Source organism: Curtobacterium flaccumfaciens (assembly GCF_018598405.1).
GTDB classification, from domain to species: Bacteria; Actinomycetota; Actinomycetes; order Actinomycetales; family Microbacteriaceae; genus Curtobacterium; species Curtobacterium aurantiacum.
In genome coordinates this window covers 15,450-30,229 of record NZ_JAHEWS010000009.1, presented here as the reverse complement: position 1 = coordinate 30,229, position 14,780 = coordinate 15,450, and the positions used below count along the sequence as shown (strand labels likewise).

15 protein-coding genes and 1 tRNA gene are annotated in these 14,780 nt (G+C 71.2%); 10 read left to right on the top strand and 6 right to left on the bottom strand.

The features are described 5' to 3' along the window. Position 1 precedes the first annotated feature (1 nt). Positions 2–586, bottom strand: coding sequence for a 5-formyltetrahydrofolate cyclo-ligase (locus KK097_RS07460; RefSeq protein ID WP_214528683.1), 585 nt, complete (start codon positions 584–586; stop codon positions 2–4). 115 nt (positions 587–701) lie between these two features. Here KK097_RS07460 and galU point away from each other — a divergent pair, with 115 nt between their 5' ends. The 5 genes from galU (at position 702) to KK097_RS07435 (ending at position 4,742) form a co-directional block, all read left to right on the top strand. After that, positions 702–1,592 carry a UTP--glucose-1-phosphate uridylyltransferase GalU gene (gene galU, locus KK097_RS07455; RefSeq protein WP_027466560.1) on the top strand — a complete coding sequence of 297 codons (891 nt, stop codon included), beginning with the start codon at positions 702–704 and terminating at the stop codon, positions 1,590–1,592. 87 nt (positions 1,593–1,679) lie between these two features. Then, positions 1,680–2,339, top strand: a complete 660-nt coding sequence (locus KK097_RS07450; protein WP_214544222.1) for a GNAT family N-acetyltransferase — start codon at positions 1,680–1,682, stop codon at positions 2,337–2,339. Between the two features lie 117 nt (positions 2,340–2,456). After that, the gene (locus KK097_RS07445; RefSeq protein ID WP_214544221.1) at positions 2,457–3,551 is read left to right on the top strand and encodes a hypothetical protein; all 1,095 of its coding nucleotides are present in this window, start codon (positions 2,457–2,459) and stop codon (positions 3,549–3,551) included. Between the two features lie 73 nt (positions 3,552–3,624). After that, positions 3,625–3,700, top strand: a tRNA-Ala gene (locus KK097_RS07440). Positions 3,701–3,914: 214 nt separating this feature from the next. After that, the gene (locus KK097_RS07435) at positions 3,915–4,742 is read left to right on the top strand and encodes a glycoside hydrolase family 25 domain-containing protein (protein ID WP_214544220.1); all 828 of its coding nucleotides are present in this window, start codon (positions 3,915–3,917) and stop codon (positions 4,740–4,742) included. Positions 4,743–4,770: 28 nt separating this feature from the next. Here KK097_RS07435 and KK097_RS07430 read toward each other — a convergent pair whose 3' ends face one another. Further along, positions 4,771–5,154, bottom strand: coding sequence for a response regulator (locus KK097_RS07430; RefSeq protein ID WP_214528679.1), 384 nt, complete (start codon positions 5,152–5,154; stop codon positions 4,771–4,773). A gap of 105 nt (positions 5,155–5,259) precedes the next feature. On the opposite strand from KK097_RS07430, the gene KK097_RS07425 reads away from it, so the two are divergent. After that, on the top strand, positions 5,260–6,318 hold the full coding sequence (locus KK097_RS07425; RefSeq protein WP_214544219.1) for an amidase domain-containing protein: 1,059 nt from the start codon (positions 5,260–5,262) through the stop codon (positions 6,316–6,318). 111 nt (positions 6,319–6,429) lie between these two features. Here the strand turns inward: KK097_RS07425 and KK097_RS07420 are convergent, their stop codons facing one another. The 3 genes from KK097_RS07420 to KK097_RS07410 form a co-directional block, all read right to left on the bottom strand. Continuing rightward, positions 6,430–7,659 carry a putative hexosyltransferase gene (locus tag KK097_RS07420; RefSeq protein ID WP_214544218.1) on the bottom strand — a complete coding sequence of 410 codons (1,230 nt, stop codon included), beginning with the start codon at positions 7,657–7,659 and terminating at the stop codon, positions 6,430–6,432. Positions 7,660–7,808: 149 nt separating this feature from the next. Next, positions 7,809–9,695 carry a glycoside hydrolase family 2 TIM barrel-domain containing protein gene (locus tag KK097_RS07415; protein ID WP_214544217.1) on the bottom strand — a complete coding sequence of 629 codons (1,887 nt, stop codon included), beginning with the start codon at positions 9,693–9,695 and terminating at the stop codon, positions 7,809–7,811. 86 nt (positions 9,696–9,781) lie between these two features. Then, complete coding sequence (locus tag KK097_RS07410; RefSeq protein WP_214544216.1) at positions 9,782–11,263, bottom strand: CHAD domain-containing protein; 1,482 nt, start codon at positions 11,261–11,263, stop codon at positions 9,782–9,784. A 128-nt stretch (positions 11,264–11,391) separates the two neighbouring features. Between KK097_RS07410 and KK097_RS07405 the strand changes: the two genes are divergently transcribed. Beyond that, entirely contained in the window at positions 11,392–12,693 is a 1,302-nt protein-coding gene (locus tag KK097_RS07405; protein ID WP_250896548.1) for a phosphotransferase, read from the top strand. A 75-nt stretch (positions 12,694–12,768) separates the two neighbouring features. On the opposite strand, the gene KK097_RS07400 is transcribed toward KK097_RS07405, so the two are convergent. Next, positions 12,769–13,119, bottom strand: coding sequence for a DUF1844 domain-containing protein (locus KK097_RS07400; protein WP_110862360.1), 351 nt, complete (start codon positions 13,117–13,119; stop codon positions 12,769–12,771). Positions 13,120–13,433: 314 nt separating this feature from the next. Here KK097_RS07400 and infC point away from each other — a divergent pair, with 314 nt between their 5' ends. Genes infC through rplT form a run of 3 tightly spaced genes read left to right on the top strand, consistent with a single transcriptional unit; the run spans position 13,434 to position 14,775 of the window. Continuing rightward, entirely contained in the window at positions 13,434–14,108 is a 675-nt protein-coding gene (gene infC, locus KK097_RS07395; protein WP_081827403.1) for a translation initiation factor IF-3, read from the top strand. A 60-nt stretch (positions 14,109–14,168) separates the two neighbouring features. Continuing rightward, on the top strand, positions 14,169–14,363 hold the full coding sequence (gene rpmI, locus KK097_RS07390; protein WP_017887976.1) for a 50S ribosomal protein L35: 195 nt from the start codon (positions 14,169–14,171) through the stop codon (positions 14,361–14,363). 28 nt (positions 14,364–14,391) lie between these two features. Continuing rightward, positions 14,392–14,775 carry a 50S ribosomal protein L20 gene (gene rplT / locus KK097_RS07385; RefSeq protein ID WP_017887975.1) on the top strand — a complete coding sequence of 128 codons (384 nt, stop codon included), beginning with the start codon at positions 14,392–14,394 and terminating at the stop codon, positions 14,773–14,775. The last annotated feature ends 5 nt before the right edge of the window (positions 14,776–14,780 follow it).

The following is a 14,780-nucleotide window of genomic DNA, read 5'->3' as shown; positions in this document are numbered from 1 at the left end:
GTCAGCTCCGGAACGTGATGATGCGCGACGGCGTGATGATGCCGTCGACGGGTTCGTCGTGGGGTTCGCGCGGGACCTCGTCGAGGTACTCCGCGTCGAAGATCACAGCATAGACGGGCGGGCGGTTCGCCATGGACCCGAGGGTCTTGTCGTAGTAGCCGCGCCCCCAGCCCATGCGGACGCCGTCGTGTCCGACCGCCGCCGCCGGGGCCAGGATCGCGTCGACGTCGTTGATCGCGAGCGGGGAGAGGACCTCGCCGACGACCTCCGGCAGGCCGAGCAGGCTCTCGGTCTCGCTCTCGCCGTCGCCGACGGCCCAGTCGAGCAGGCCGTCCTCGCGGGTGACCGGCAGCAGCACACGGATGCCCTGCTCGAGGGCCCAGTTCAGGAACGGCCGGACGTTCGGCTCGTCCGGTGCGGAGAGGTAGAGGGCGATGGACGTCACCTGGCGCTCCTCGACGAAGCGCTGCAGGGTCGCGGTCAGGGTCTCGGTGTCCGCGTCGCGTTCGGTCGTGGTCCGGGTGCGCCGCCGCTGCCGGAGTTCGGCTCGCAGGGCGCGCTTCTCGTTCCCGAGATCGGCGATCATGCCGAGGAGTCTACCGAGCGCTCCCGTTGCGGCTTCCCGCCGGGAACCCGCGTCGATGTCGTGTCCCCAGTAGCGACGACATGCCCTCGAAAGGGGGATCGGATACGGTCTGAGCATGGGCTTCCAGATTTCGAAGGCGGTGATCCCGGCCGCAGGGTTGGGTACCCGCTTCCTCCCCGCTACCAAGGCGATGCCGAAGGAGATGCTCCCCGTCGTCGACAAGCCGGCCATCCAGTACGTGGTGGAAGAGGCTGTCGGCGCAGGACTCACCGACGTGCTGATGATCACCGGGCGCAACAAGAACGCGCTCGAGAACCACTTCGACCACGTGTCGGAGCTCGAGGAGACCCTCCGCAAGAAGGGCGACCACGAGAAGCTGCAGAAGGTGAACCAGTCGACGGACCTCGCCGACATGCACTACGTGCGGCAGGGTGACCCGCTCGGCCTCGGCCACGCGGTGCTCCGCGCGAAGATGCACGTCGGCCGCGAGCCGTTCGCCGTGCTCCTCGGTGACGACATCATCGACGCCCGTGACCCGCTGCTGCAGCGCATGATCGAGGTCCAGGGCGAGAAGAACGCGACCATCGTCGCCCTGCTCGAGGTGCCCGAGTCGCAGACCCACCTGTACGGCATCGCCACGGTCGAGCCGACCGACACCGACGACGTGGTGAAGATCACCGGGCTCGTCGAGAAGCCCCCGCAGGGCGAGGCGCCCTCGAACCTGGCCATCATCGGCCGCTACGTCATCCGCCCCGAGGTCTTCGACGTCCTCGAGAAGCAGGAGCCGGGCAAGGGCGGCGAGATCCAGCTGACCGACGCGCTCATGAAGATGGCGAGCGCCGAGGAGTGGACCGGCGGCGTGTACGGCGTCGTGTTCCGTGGACGCCGCTACGACACCGGTGACAAACTCGACTACATCAAGGCGATCGTGCAGCTCGCCTCGGACCGCGATGACCTCGGCCCCGACCTCAAGTCGTGGCTGAAGGAGTTCAACGCGGGCGAATAGTCGGCCATCCCGCTCGGGTCCGGTGATCACGGACCCGAGCGGGACACCCCGTCCCGCACCGGGGCGGGACCCCGGAGGAACCCAGCGATGACGACGATCCCGACCCTGTCCCACGGGCGGGTCACCATCCGGCCCCTCCGGCTCCGCGACACCCGTGACCTCGACGCGGCGCTCGCGACCAACCGTTCTTGGCTCCGCACGTGGGAGGCCACGAACCCCTCCGGCCACGTCTCCACCGACGTCCGGGGCAGCATCCGCGCGCTCCAGGCCAACGCCCGCGCGGGACTCGGACTCCCCTTCGCGATGGAGCTCGACGGCCGCTTCGTCGGTCAGCTCAACGTCTCCGGCATCTCGTACGGCTCGCTCGCGAGCGCGTCGATCGGATACTGGGTCGTCGAGGACGCCGCCGGCCACAACGTGACGCCGATCTCGGTCGCCCTCGCCGTCGACCACTGCTTCCGGTCGCTCGGCGTGCACCGGATCGAGATCTGCATCCGTCCGGAGAACGCACCGAGCCTGCGGGTCGTCGAGAAGCTGGGCTTCCGGTACGAGGGCCTCCGTCGCCGCTACATCCACATCAACGGGGACTGGCGCGACCACTTCTGCTTCGCGCTGGTGGCGGAAGAGGTCCGCGGGGGCGTCCTCGAGCGCTGGGTCCGGGGGCAGGTGCCTCCCGGCGTGGGAGCCGTGCCGCCCGCCGCACGCGACGAGGCCGCGATGCCGCTGGACACGACGCCCCGCATCTGACGGACCGCACCTGACGGGCCTGGAGGCGCGGCTCACCTTCGGCAGATTCCGCCCGACACGCGCAACACGCGTCCGGCAATGACGCGGCGCGGGAACCGCCGCCCCTACCGTGTTCGCATGGCAGGAATCGGCTCGTGGGGTGGCGGCATCGTCCTGCTCGTCGCGGCCGTCCTCTGGCTCGTCTACCTGATGCCGTCGTGGGCCGCCCGCCGCCAGTACCTGGCCACCGAGCGGAACGCCATCCGGCTGCAGCAGACCCTCCGGATCCTCGCGCAGACCGCCGAGCTGCCGGACGAGGTCCGCATCGAGATGAACGCGAAGTCCCTGGCGCAGGCGCAGCGCGTCGCCCGGTCCGAAGAGGCCAAGCGCACCGCCATCGTCCGTGCCCACGAAGCAGCGCGGCAGCGTGAGATCACCCGCCGGCTGGCCGAGCAGGCACCGGTGCTCGAGCGGGCGTCCGCCGTGCCGGCCCTGACCGCGATGCGCATGCGCCGTTCCCGGCTCGGGGCGACCCTGTTCGGCACGCTCGGCGTCGTCGTGGCCCTCGTGGTCGTCGTTGCGGCACCGTCGCTCTGGCTCATCGGTGTCGCCGGGCTCGTCGCCGCCGGTGGATCCGCAGCGGTCCTGGCCCAGCTGCACCAGGTGGCGACGGCGCGGAAGCAGCGTCTCGCGGCCGGCGAGACGGGCGCGACCCGCGCCTCCCGGCCGGCCACCGCCTGGACGGACCCGGCCCCGCCCCTGTCCACCGAGCAACCCGCTGCGCCCGTTGCGGACCGCTCGTGGACCCCGAACCACGTGCCGAAGCCCCTGTACGTGGAGCGGCCGGCCGCTCCGGCCGCGTCGCCCGAGTCGTCCGCCGAGCTCGCCGCCCGACTGAAGGAACGCGTCGCCGCGGCCAAGGCGGAAGCCGAGGCCGAAGCTGCGGCGATCCGCGCGGGGGAGTCGGACCCGTCGTTGGCACGGGTGTCGCGGATGCGGCCCGAGCTCGAAGAGGCCGCGGCGTCGCTGTCGGCGCACGACCAGGGGCGTCTGGCCGAGCGGCTCGGGCTGCGGGCGCCCGCGGCGCCGGCCGGCGTTGCTCCTGGTGCTCCTGCTCCCGTCGGCGAGCCCGCCGGGCCGCCCAGCAAGTGGGCAGGCATGGGTGTCCTCGACGACGACGCCTACCAGCAGGCCGACCTCGACGCGATCATGCGACGGCGCCGCGCGGTCTGACCCGCGGCACGCCCGACGGCCCACCGGCGATTTCGGCTGGGCCGAACGAGGGTGCTAGTGTGGTCGAGCACTTGGGGCTATGGCGCAGTTGGTAGCGCGTCTCGTTCGCAATGAGAAGGTCAGGGGTTCGAATCCCCTTAGCTCCACCAGGTAGTCAGCACGAGAACGGCTCGGAACCGACAGGTTCCGGGCCGTTCTGTCGTTCCGAGGCTGTGCTGCGAGACACTCCTCCACAGGCCGAGCGGGGTAGATCGTTCGACACAGTTCACGGATCGGGGTGGTGTGTTGTCCAACGCATCGCCCTAGACTCCCCGTGCGCCGCAGGGGCGCCGCCGGCCCGCGGGGCCCGACCAGGGGGAGAGCATGTTCCGTATCAGTCGTCTCGTCGCGACCATCGCGACCACGGTGGTGGTGGCCGCCGGCATCGCGGTCGCCGGCCCCTCGTCGACCGCCTCGGCAGCGGTCACGCCGCTCGGCGTCGACATCTCCTGGCCGCAGTGTGGCAGCCAGGTGCCGACCGACCAGGCGTTCGGCATCGTCGGCGTCAACGGTTCCCTCGGCAACACCACGAACCCGTGCCTCGCCGAACAGCTCGACTGGGCATCGAAGTCCGTCGGCGGTTCCGCCCAGCCGAAGACCCAGCTCTACGTGCTCTTCGCCAACCCCGGCCTCGCGGCGTCGGTCTGGCCGACGTCGAACCGGTACCAGGGCACCGTGCCCACGAACCCGTTCGGCAAGTGCGTGACCAAGGGCGGGAAGAAGCAGGTCACCCTGGCGTGCTCGTTCATGTACGGATACGCCCGCGGGTACGACGACGTCCAGAGTCGCGGTGTCGCGAACCCGTCCGCCTACCGCTGGTGGCTCGACGTCGAGACGGGCCTGTCGTACCAGCGCGACACCGCGCAGAACCGCGCCGCGATGCAGGGCATGATCGTCGGGCTCAAGACCGCCGGTGTGAAGCGGATCGGCCTCTACTCGACCGGCTCGCAGTGGAAGACCATCGCCGGCACGGTCAAGGCGAACAGCGCGCTGTACGGCCGCTCGAACTGGATCGCGCTCGGCAGGAGCACCGTCACCAAGGCGCGGAAGGCCTGCTCGAGCACGCCGCTGCCCGGCGGCACGATCGCCATGGTCCAGGTCGAGGTGCCCTACGGGTCCGGGACCATCGACCGCAACGTCTCGTGCACGTGATCTGACTGCGTGATCCCCTGACGGAGCGTCAGCCCGCGATGCTCTCCGTCAGCACGCCGGACTGCGCGAACGTGGTGTGGATCGCGTTCGCGGCCTGTTCGAAGGCGCGGTTGCCGCGCGAGATGCCGAGTGCTCCGCCCTTGATCGCGGACTTGCCGGAGCCGCGGAGCAGTCGGGCGACCGTGCGGCCGTCCGGGGCGATCATGATCTGCACGTCCAGGCGGGTGTGGAACGTGCGGTCGTTCGCCATGCCGCCGATGAGCAGCGTCAGGCCGAGGCTGCCCCGGGTGGCACGGAGCGCTCCCTGCTCGCCGTCGTCGACGGTGTAGCCCTCGCGGGTCAGGGCGTCGCGCACCTGGGCACGGGCGGTCTCGGGGTCGGTGGCGACGAAGAAGTCGTGGCTCTCGGGCATGTGTGTTCCTCTCGAACGGGTCCGCTGGGACACGGAGGACGCGCGCCCCCGAAGTCGATCATGCCGTGTCGGAACGACGGAGGTGTCGCTTACGCTGGTCGTGTCATGACTGCCTCGATGAACCGCCGCGCACTCCTGTCCCTCGCCGGCGTCGCCGGGATCGGGCTCGCCGTCGCGGCGTGCTCCTCCGGCAGCGACAAGGGTGGCGACTCGGGCAACCGCGCGGGCGGCGGGCGCGGGAGCTCCGGTGGTGGGGACGCAACGTCCACCCCGACGGCGAAGCCCGTCGCGAAGGCCGTCACTCCGGCCCAGGTACCGCTCGCCGGTGGCGTCACGGTCACCGTCACGGGGACCGGACTCGCCGCCGTCAAGGGCGTCACCGTCGGTGGTGTCGCCGCGCGCGACGTCGAGGCGACCGCGTCGAAGGTGACCTTCACGGCCCCGCACCAGGCGATGTACACCGCCGGTGACGCCGCCGTCGCACTCTTCACGTCGGCGATCGAGCCGACCCCCTCGGCGAACCAGTCCTCGGACGGCAACGGCAGCGCCGCGAACGACGGGCAGAGCGGCGCCACCCAGGACACCGCCACCGCCACGCCGACCCCGACCGCCGCCGCCACACCGGACGCGGGCAGTGCCGTCGTGACGACCACCCTCGCGTACGCCGCGCTCACCGACGTCGACCGGCAGCTCGCCTACGCGATGCGGTACTGGAAGGACTACAACCTCGCCGAGTACGGCACCATGAACCCGATCGGCGGCGACTGCGCGAACTACGTCAACCAGACGCTCATCGCGCGCGGGTGGCAGCAGCGGCCGGACTGGTACAACCGGTCGGCCGGTGCCGAGCACAGTGCGACCTGGACCTACTGCCCGACGATGGACCCGTGGCTCGAGGACAACGCGGCGGAGTTCGGGCTCACCCGGCGTTCGTCGGACGAGCGCGACAAGGTCAAGGTCGGCGACATCGTGTTCTTCGACTGGAACGCCAACGGCTCACCGGACCACACCACCATCGTGTCCGAGGTCTTCACCGAGCCCGACGGCACCATCCGCATCAAGTCGGCGAGCCACAACCAGGACGGGCCGTACCGCGACCTCGACGAGATGATCACGGTGCAGCACCCCGGCGGATCGGCCTGGTTCCACACCTTCGACGCGTAGCGCCCGTCGCGCCCGCAAGACACCGGTGTTCGCACGTCGCACCGCGGTCTGCGCGTGTTCAACCGGCGAACACCGGTGTCTTGCAGACCAGCCCGCGCCGCGCCCCGCCGCTCACGGGTAGCCGAGGAACCACAGCAGCACGATCGCGACCGGCTGCAGGCACACGCCGACGACCAGCCACGTGACCGCCCGGCGCCGTGTCCCGACGAACACGTCCGACCCGAGCAACGGCGCCATCGGCATGAGCAATCGTGGCAACGACTGCTGCGGCAGGAACACCGCCACCAGGTACAGCGCGTAGGACGCCGTGAACGCGAGGACGTCGGTGCCCAAGGCCCGCGTGCTCCCGCGCGAGAAGAACCACACCGCCCCGCCGAGCACCACCACGACGAGCACGATGCCGAGCGGCCCGAGCCACGTCGACGCCATCGTGAACCACGGCGTCAGCGGCGCGAAGTGCTGTCGGCCGACGAACCCCACCCACCACGACAGCTCCGTGTCCAGGTACGCGTTCGGTCGGCCGGTGACGGCCGTCGCGATCACGGGCCACGCCAGACCCGCGGCCGCGACGACGAGTCCGGACACGACGATCACGGCACGGTCGCGCCACGGGAACACCTCGGCAGCCTGCCCAGACCGGCGCGCTCCGACCCACCGAACGACCAGGTGCACGGCCAGTGCCAGCGCCAACGCGAGGACCCCCGGCTTCGTGAACGCCGCCACGACACCGAGCGGCGCGATCAGCCAGTACCGCCGCCGGACGAGGGCGAGCAGCGCGCCGAACAGCAGCACGAGCAGCAGGCTCTCGGCGTAGGCGACCTGCAGCAGGAACCCCGTCGGCGCGAACGCGAACAGGGCGGTCGCCCAACGAGCCCGGTGCGAGCAGCCGACGGCGACCACCAGCCGGTACAGCAGCACGCAGGCCCCGGCCCCGGCGATCGACGCCACCACGACCCCGGCGACCCAGAACGACGCGCCGGTCAGCGTCATCACGCCCCGCACGACCGCGGGGAACACCGGCAGGAACGCCCAGGCGTTCGGCAGCACGTGGCCGGTCTCGTCGACCGGCAGCGTGGTGGGGTACCCGTGCTCGGCGATGATCCGGTAGAACGACGCGTCCCACGAGCCCGAGAACGTGAAGAAGGACGGGTCCTGCCGGTGTGACGCGAACGGCCAGTCGCTCACCGTCGCCAGCACGTACATCGTCGCCAGCAGCACGGTGCTGACCACCCGCGAGGCGCCCCAGATCAACAGCGGCGCCGTCCACGCGCTGTGCCGTCCGGTCAGCAGGCTCCGGAACCCCCGCCTGGAGGCCCGGCTCGCTTCCGCCACGCTCGTCACCCGCCGATCCTCCCAGACCACAGGCCGTGCCCCGCATCGCGGGCCACCTCCCGCCCGTCGCGAGCCGACCCGTGTGCTTCGAGAGCAGCAATGGTCGGATCCGTCTCACGGACCCGACCATTGCTGCTCACGAAGTGCGGGCCTCCCGGCTAGCGCCCCGTGACCGCGCGACGGATCTGCTCGATCGGCACCTTCGGCGACCGGTCCGCGTTGAGCAGGCCGTTCGTCTCCTGCATGGTGTCGGTGAGTTGCGTGTAGCAGGACCCGGCGAGGAACGAGCTCGCACGGATCGCGTCGTACAGCGCGGTGATGCGGGTGACCCAGTCGTCGCCGTCACTGGCCGAGGTGTAGCCCCAGCCGTCCTCGCGCTGGACGCCCGGCTGGTAGTTCACACCGCCGAACTCGGTGAGCATGACCGGCTGGCCGAGGTCCTCGGCACCCCCGACCAGGATGCGGCGGTCCGCCGGGCCGATCCCCCCGAGCAGCCGGGTCCGTGCGGTGTCGTCCGCGTAGGTGAGTGCGAGCCGCGGGCCGTCGCCCTCGTAGTCGTGGATCGTGACGATGTCGGAGTTCGTGTGCTCCCACCCGTCGTTCGAGATCACCGGCCGCGTCGGGTCCAGCGCCCGCGTGACGTCGGCGAGGGCCCGGGCGTAGGCCTGCTGCGCCGGGTCGGTGGCGATGTGCTGCACGCCCCAGCTCTCGTTGGCGGGGACCCAGGTGACGATCGAGGGGTGCGAGGCATCGCGTTCGACGGCGTCCATCCACTCGCGCATCAGACGCTGCACGGCTCGCGGCGAGAACGCGTAAGCCCCGGGAGCCTCGCCCCAGACGAGCAGCCCGAGGCGGTCCGCCCAGTACAGGAACCGCGGGTCCTCGATCTTCTGGTGGTTGCGGGCCGCGTTGAACCCGAGCTCCTTGATGAGTTCGACCTCGCGGCGCAGGGCCTGGCGTGACGGGGCTGCGATGTGCGACTCGGGCCAGTAGCCCTGGTTCAGGACGCTGCGGACGGGGTGGCGTCGGCCGTTGAGCAGGAACGCGCCGCCGTCCACCCCGACGGTCCGGAGCCCGAAGTAGCTCGCGACCGCGTCGATCGGGTCCGCGTCGGGTGCCGTGTCGCTGTCCGTGCGGGGCAGCAGCGTGACCGTGGCGTCGATCAGCCGCGGCGCGTCCGGCGTCCAGTGCAGCTCGTCCTCGGCCTGCCCGTTGGTCTGCCGGGCGATCGGCACGACCACGTCGAACTCGTCCCCGGTCCCGGTCCCGCCGAGCGTGGCCTCGACCGTCGCGAGGTGTTCGTCGCGGTCGTCCCAGCGGGCGTCGACGCGCACGCGCTCGCCGCCGGTTCGGTGTCCGCCGAGCCGGACGGTCAGGCGCATGGTCGCGTGGTCGACGTTCGTCCAGCGCAGGGACTCGATCGAGGCGGTCGGCACGGCCTCGAGCCAGACCGTCTGCCAGATCCCGGTGGTGCGGCGGTACCAGATGGCGTGGGCGTCCTCGTGCCAGTCCTGCTTGCCGCGCGGCTGGGTGAGGTCGTGCGGGTCGTCCTCGGCACGGACCACCAGCGTGTGGACAGCCTCGGGGTCCGTGGCCAGTGCCTCGGTGGCGTCGAAGGAGAACGGGGTGTGGCCGCCCTCGTGCGCGCCGACGAACTGCCCGTCGACCCAGACCCGGGCTCGGTAGTCGACGGCGCCGAAGTGGAGGACGATCCGGGGTGCGCCGTCGCCGAACCCGGCGGCGTCGAGCTCGGAGCGGGTGATCGCGCGGGAGTACCAGACCACGGGGTGGAAGCCGGGCTCGTCGATGCCCGAGGCGGGTGACTCCGGCGGGAACGGGACGACGATGTCGCGGGCGTCCGGGAACCCGGTGCGCCAGGCCTCGTCGTCACCCTCGTTCCGGAACGACCACGTGCCGTCGAGGTCCGCCCACGCGGTGCGGAGCATCTGCGGCCGGGGGTACGTGCCGTCCTGCCGCGAGGCGAGGGGGAGGCCGGGGGCGGAAGCGGAGTCAGGTGCGGCCACGGTGCCGTCGAGCGTGCTCATGGCTCCATGTTCCCGTGCTGGTACATCGTTGTAAAGAGGGCCGCGCGATCGCGAGCACTCCGTTCAGGATCCAGTCCCGCGCAGCATCAGAGCCGCGCGAGCACCCTCCACGACCGCTGGATGCCCTGTCCGAGGGCGGCGTGCTCGGCCGTCGCCAGCGCTCCGTACCCGAACGTGTCCACGCCGTCCTGCGCCGCCACCGCAGCCGACCGTCGGTACGCGTCGGCGGCGTGTGCGGCGTCGAGCGTCTCGCCCAGCGTCTCCTGGACCCGCCGCAGCCGACCGAGCCGGCGCTTCCCGACGTCGGGCAGGTCGCCCGCGGCCTGCAACGCGTACCGCAACCGGCGAGCGGCCTTCCGGATCTCGTGCAGGGTCTCGAGGTCGTCGTCGGCATCACCCAGCTGCCGACCGACCCGTGCCCGTTCGTGCCGGATCCGCCTCGTGGTGAACACCGTCGCGTCCTCGTCACCGTGCGGCCCGGCCGGGGCCCGCAGCAGCAGGTCGTCGAGGGCGTCGAGGGTCCGGAACCACGCCTCGGAGTCCAGGGCGCGCCGGAGTTCCGCCGCAGTGGTGCTGCGGCGTTCGGCGGTCTCCGAGTCGATGCGGCGCAGGGTCTCGGTGTCGACGTAGCCGGTGGGTGTCCGCGCCGCCGAGCGGGACAGCCCCGCGTGCAGCACCTCGGCATCGCGTGCCGTCCCCGCCGTCCGGCCGATCTCCGCGAAGGAAGCCCGCAGGGATTCGGTCGCCTGGCGGTCGAGTGCACCCCGGAACGCCGCGAGCACGCTCCGCAGGCGGCGCACCACCTTCCGCAGGTCGTGGACGGCCTCGTGCTCGTCGTTCCGGACCCGGGGCTCCACTGCGACGAGGTCGTTCCGCAGCGCGTCGAGCACCCGCAGCACGAACCCGGCCGCCGTGTTCGACCGGGGACGCTTCGCCCGACCACCGCGTCGTTCCGGGGCCGGCTCGGGCCCGCGGGGGAGCGCGACCGATGGGACGTCCACCGGGTCGGTCGCCGCATCGTGCAGCGCTCGTTCGGCCGCTCGTGCCGTGGCGCCTTCGCGGCCGTCGACCGTCAGGGCCCACCACCGGGCCGACCGCAGGACGGTGGTGTCCGGGTCGCCGTCGTCCACGCGGACGTCCGCGATCTCGGCCCGGACCCGTCCGTCCCCGCCACGGAGTGTCACGAGGCTCGTGGTGGTGTCCCGGACCAGGACCGTCCGGAGCGCACGGCCACGCAGGAACACCTCGACGGCCACCCGCGGGGGAGTGTCGGGCTCGCCCGCCAGAGGTTCCGGACCGTCCGAGTCCGGGCCCCGGTCGATGCTCCAGGTGCCGTCGGACGACCGTGTGAGCACGACTCCCGCGGCCGCGAGCACCCGGTCCTCGGCGTCCCACACCGTCTCGCGCACCGTCACGGGTCCGTACCGACGCACATCGGCGGCGAAGGGCTCGAGCGCGGGGAGCCGGCGGTCGTCGAGGACCCGCCAGGTCCGGCGGGGGTCGATGAGCACGGGGTCGGTGAGCTCGAGGTCGGCGGCGAGAGGAGGAGCGGCATCGGAGCGAGGCATGCCGCAAGTGTCGTCCGATGCGCCCGTGTCGGAACGGGGGGAGCGGCGTCCTGTGGACCCCGCGCTCCGCAGCGCGTCCTGTGGAGGACTCGGCACCTCGACAGCCCCCGGCGCGTAGGTTCCGCTGCATGAGCGACGGAGCACGCAGCGCCCCCGACACCACCGCCCCCGACACCACCGCCGACACCGGTCAGCCGAGCGACCGCGACCTCGAGTCCTGGATCGCCGACCGCCGGTGGTACGCCTCCAAGGGGTCCGTGCCACGCCTCCGCACCATCTCGACCGACGACGGGACCCGCCTGGTGCTCGACGACGCCCCCGCGGTGCCGGTGCTCTACCAGTCACCGACCACGAGCGGCCCCGACGGCACGGTCGTCGACGCCACCACCGATCTCGCATGGGTCTCGGCGCTCGCCGCACGCATCGACGCGGCAGCGGACAGCCTCAGCCCGATCGGCCGGGTCACTGCGGCCCGCGTCCTCACGGGTGAGCAGTCCAACACCTCGGTCATCTGCGACACCGAGTCCGGCGACCGCGTCATCATCAAGGTCTTCCGCGTGCTGCACCACGGCGACAACCCGGACGTGACCACGCAGCTCGCCCTCACCGCAGCGGGCAGTGCGCGCGTGCCACGGGTCTACGGCGCCCTCCGTGCCGACTGGCCCGACGTCGGACGCCCCGACGGCACGGCGACCGGACACCTCGCCTTCGCCCAGGAGTTCCTGCCCGGACTCGACGACGCCTGGCGCGTCGCACTGCAGGAGGCGCAGGCCCGCACGCCGTTCGGCGACCGGGCCCAACAGCTCGGCACCGCGCTCGCCGAGGTGCACCGGACCCTCGCCCGAGCCCTGCCGACCGAGCCGGCCGACGCGGGACGACGCGACACGGCCGTCGCGACGATGTACGCCCGCCTCGACACCGCGGCCCGCGAGGCCCCCGCCGTCGCCGACCACGCCGACGCCATCCGCGCGGTCTACGCCCGTGCCGCCGACGCGACCTGGCCGGACCTGCAGCGCATCCACGGCGACCTGCACCTCGGGCAGGTACTCGCGGCCCCGGAGCCCCGCGGCTGGGTCTTCCTCGACTTCGAGGGCGAACCCCTCCGCCCGCTCGACGAACGCTCGTTGCCCGACGTCACCCTGCGCGACGTCGCGGGCATGCTCCGCTCCTTCGACTACGTCGCCGGTGCCCTGGCGCACGACGCCGAACCGGTCGACGCAGCAGCCTGGGCGGAGGAGGCACGCCGACGGTTCCTCGACGGATACCAGCGTGGGACCGGCGCGGACCTCGCCGCCCACAGCGCACTCCTCGACGCCTTCGAGCTCGACAAGGCGGTCTACGAGGTCGTCTACGAGACCCGCAATCGACCCGACTGGGTCGGCATCCCGCTCGCGGCCGTCGCGCGCCTGGTCGGCCGCACCGGGTCCTGAACGCGGCCCACCGACGGACGGGAGGCACGGTGCCAGCTGGCACCGTGCCTCCCGTCCGTCATCGGGTGACGTCGTCTAGTTGACGGGGCCCGTGTACTTCTCGCCCGGCCCGGCGCCGATGGCGTCGGGGATCGCCGACGCCTCGCGGAAGGCGAGCTGCAGCGACCGCAGCCCGTCGCGGAGCGGACGGGCGTGGTGGTCGCCGATCTCGGTCGCGGCGGCGGTGACCAGGCCGGCCAGTGCGGTGATGAGCTTCCGCGCCTCGTCCAGGTCGGTCTGCTCCTGCGGGTCGTCGGCCAGGCCGACCTTCACGGCCGCGGCACTGAGCAGGTGCACCGCAACGGTGTTGATGAGTTCGACCGCCGGCACCTCCGCGATGTCCCTGGCGGCGTCGATGCCGGTGTCGTCGATCGGGGTGTCGCTCACGGTGCTCCTCTGCTAGGCTTGCTCGCGGCAGATGCTGTCCGTGTGCCATCAGTTCTCCTGACGTCGGTTCTCCTGACGTCACGATCCCTGACAACACCCGGACGGTGTCACGAAAGAGGAGTCTCTCCCACCCGCGGCCGCGTTCCACCAGGCTACCGGGTCACCACCGCTCCGCGAGTGCACGTGTTGCACTCGTCGGTCGGATCCCACGGGTCCGACGCAGGGCGGCTGCCGAACGGGTCGACATCCCGTGCGTCAGATCTCCTCTCTCGTGCTGTCGTCCAGGGCAAACGCCCCGGACGGCCACCACCTGATTGAAGGAGCTCCGCATCACCGATCCCCGTACCAACGACCGAATCCGCGTTCCCGAAGTCCGACTCGTCGGTCCCCAGGGTGAGCAGGTCGGCGTCGTCCCGATCGCCATGGCTCTGCGTCTCGCGCAGGAAGCCGAACTGGATCTGGTCGAGGTCGCGCCGAACTCGAAGCCGCCCGTGGCCAAGATCATGGACTACGGCAAGTTCAAGTACGAGGCCGCTCAGAAGGCCAAGGAAGCCCGTCGCAACCAGGTGAACACGGACCTGAAAGAGGTCCGTTTCCGCCTGAAGATCGACGTGCACGACTACGAGACGAAGCGCAAGCGCGCCGAGGGGTTCCTCCTCGGCGGCGACAAGGTGAAGGCGATGATCCTCTTCCGTGGCCGCGAGCAGTCGCGTCCGGAGCAGGGTGTCCGTCTCCTCCAGAAGTTCGCGGAGGAGATCGCCGAGTTCGGTGTCGTCGAGTCGCGTCCGACCCAGGACGGCCGCAACATGACGATGATCATCGCCCCGCTCAAGAACAAGTCCGACGTCAAGGGCGAGCAGAACGCCAAGCGTGCTGCGCAGAAGGCCGAGCGTCGCGCCACCGAGCACGCCGCGAAGGGCAAGGACGAGGCCGAGGCCGGTTCCACGTCCGAGGCAGCCGCGGAATCCACGGACGCCGCGGCCGAATAGGTCCCCGGACCGACCCCGCAACGACGCGGCCCCCCATCCATCCCACGGAAAGGCACCACCATGCCCAAGCAGAAGACCCACTCCGGGTCGAAGAAGCGCTTCAAGGTCACCGGTACCGGCAAGATCATGAAGCAGCAGGCCGGTATGCGTCACAACCTCGAGGTCAAGAGCTCCAAGCGCAAGGCCCGCCTGAACGAGGACCAGGTCCTCTCCAAGGGTGACGCGAAGAACGTCAAGAAGCTCCTCGGCCACTGAGCCCCGCAGATCGTAAAGGAATAGTGCAATGGCACGAGTAAAGAGAGCGGTCAACGCCGCCAAGAAGCGCCGCGTCATCCTCGAACGCGCCGAGGGCTACCGCGGCCAGCGTTCGCGCCTGTACCGCAAGGCCAAGGAGCAGGTCACCCACTCCCTCGTCTACGCGTACCGCGACCGTCACGCGAAGAAGGGCGAGTTCCGTCGCCTCTGGATCCAGCGCATCAACGCTGCGTCCCGTGCGAACGGCCTGACCTACAACCGCCTCATCCAGGGTCTGAACCTGGCCGGCGTCGAGGTCGACCGTCGCATCCTCGCCGACCTCGCGGTGAACAACCCCGAGACCTTCACCGCGCTCGTCGAGACCGCGAAGAAGGCCCTCCCGGCCGACACCTCGGCCCCGAAGGCTGCGTAGTCAGT

Excerpts from the sequence above, each read along its gene's own strand:
- KK097_RS07460 (WP_214528683.1), bottom strand. The coding sequence starts at position 586 with ATGATCGCCGATCTCGGGAACGAGAAGCGCGCCCTGCGAGCCGAACTC.
- galU (WP_027466560.1), top strand. The coding sequence starts at position 702 with ATGGGCTTCCAGATTTCGAAGGCGGTGATCCCGGCCGCAGGGTTGGGT.
- KK097_RS07450 (WP_214544222.1), top strand. The coding sequence starts at position 1,680 with ATGACGACGATCCCGACCCTGTCCCACGGGCGGGTCACCATCCGGCCC.
- KK097_RS07445 (WP_214544221.1), top strand. The coding sequence starts at position 2,457 with ATGGCAGGAATCGGCTCGTGGGGTGGCGGCATCGTCCTGCTCGTCGCG.
- KK097_RS07435 (WP_214544220.1), top strand. The coding sequence starts at position 3,915 with ATGTTCCGTATCAGTCGTCTCGTCGCGACCATCGCGACCACGGTGGTG.
- KK097_RS07430 (WP_214528679.1), bottom strand. The coding sequence starts at position 5,154 with ATGCCCGAGAGCCACGACTTCTTCGTCGCCACCGACCCCGAGACCGCC.
- KK097_RS07425 (WP_214544219.1), top strand. The coding sequence starts at position 5,260 with ATGACTGCCTCGATGAACCGCCGCGCACTCCTGTCCCTCGCCGGCGTC.
- KK097_RS07415 (WP_214544217.1), bottom strand. The coding sequence starts at position 9,695 with ATGAGCACGCTCGACGGCACCGTGGCCGCACCTGACTCCGCTTCCGCC.
- KK097_RS07410 (WP_214544216.1), bottom strand. The coding sequence starts at position 11,263 with ATGCCTCGCTCCGATGCCGCTCCTCCTCTCGCCGCCGACCTCGAGCTC.
- KK097_RS07405 (WP_250896548.1), top strand. The coding sequence starts at position 11,392 with ATGAGCGACGGAGCACGCAGCGCCCCCGACACCACCGCCCCCGACACC.
- rpmI (WP_017887976.1), top strand. The coding sequence starts at position 14,169 with ATGCCCAAGCAGAAGACCCACTCCGGGTCGAAGAAGCGCTTCAAGGTC.
- rplT (WP_017887975.1), top strand. The coding sequence starts at position 14,392 with ATGGCACGAGTAAAGAGAGCGGTCAACGCCGCCAAGAAGCGCCGCGTC.